The following is a 1,222-nucleotide window of genomic DNA, read 5'->3' on the forward strand; positions in this document are numbered from 1 at the left end:
CAAGAAAGCAATCAACATCGGTATTTCGTTTGCGTCTGGCGTTAACGTAGTGGAAGTAGGCGAGCGCCTTAACGCTGAGCTAAGCAGTTTAGAGTCCATCAAACCTGCGGGTTTGGACATGAGCTATTTCTACAACCAAGCGCAAGAGGTCGATGATTCTGTAAAAGCGTTTGTGATCAGCTTAGCTGAGGCGGTAGCCATCGTAATTATTGTGCTGTTGTTCACTATGGGCTTACGTAGTGGCGTGATCATTGGTATGGTTCTTCTGTTGACGGTGTTTGGTACGTTCATATTGATGAATTACAACAACATAGAACTTCATCGAATTTCGCTCGGTGCGTTGATCATCGCATTGGGTATGTTGGTGGACAACGCGATTGTTGTGGTTGAAGGTATTCTGGTTGGCCTGAAGAAAGGGCGCACAAAGGTTCAAGCTGCCGTCGATATCGTGAAACAAACACAGTGGCCTTTGCTTGGCGCGACAGTAATCGCAATTACCGCGTTTGCACCAATCGGTTTATCTCAAGACGCAACTGGTGAATTCATGGGCTCACTCTTCTGGGTGTTGTGTTTTTCATTGTTCTTGAGCTGGGTTACGGCAATTACACTCACCCCTTGCTTAGCAGACCTGCTTCTAAAAGAAAAAGAGAAAGACACGAACGGTGAAGACGAAGACCCTTACAAAGGCTGGTTGTTCGTTGTATTTGGCGCGTTGCTTAAATTCTCGTTACGTTTTCGTTGGATGACGGTCGCTGCGATGGTGGCGTTGTTAGTGGGTGCCGTTATTGCGTTTGGCAATGTGAAGCAGCAATTCTTCCCACCTTCGAATACGCCGATGTTCTACGTTGATATGTGGATGCCAGAAGGTACGGATATCCGTCAGACCATTAAGCAAGCGGAAAAAGTAGAAAGCTATATTCGTCAGCAAGATGACATCGATTTTGTCTCGGTTTCGATTGGCCAAGGTCTACAACGTTTTGCATTGACGTACCAACCGGAGAAAAGCTACGAGGCTTACGCTCAGTTCCAAGTGCGAACAACTGACCGTGACAATATGTTCAAGCTGCTTCACAAGCTGGATGACAATTTAGCTAAGACGTTCGATGAGCCTACATTCCAGTTCAAACTGATGGAATTTGGCCCGTCTCCAGCGTCTAAAATTGAAGCGCGTATTACTGGCCCAGATCCGAAAGTGTTGCGAGAGCTAGCGGTTCAGGTGGAA

Annotated in this window: 1 pseudogene; it reads left to right on the top strand. The window is 46.7% G+C overall.

The annotated features are described in order from the left end of the window. A pseudogene (gene vmeV / locus R7E47_RS24755) lies at nucleotides 1-1,222 on the top strand (multidrug efflux RND transporter permease subunit VmeV); the annotation flags it as partial.

The sequence above is a fragment of the Vibrio sp. Vb1026 genome (genome assembly GCF_033338745.1).
GTDB lineage: Bacteria > Pseudomonadota > Gammaproteobacteria > Enterobacterales > Vibrionaceae > Vibrio > Vibrio alginolyticus.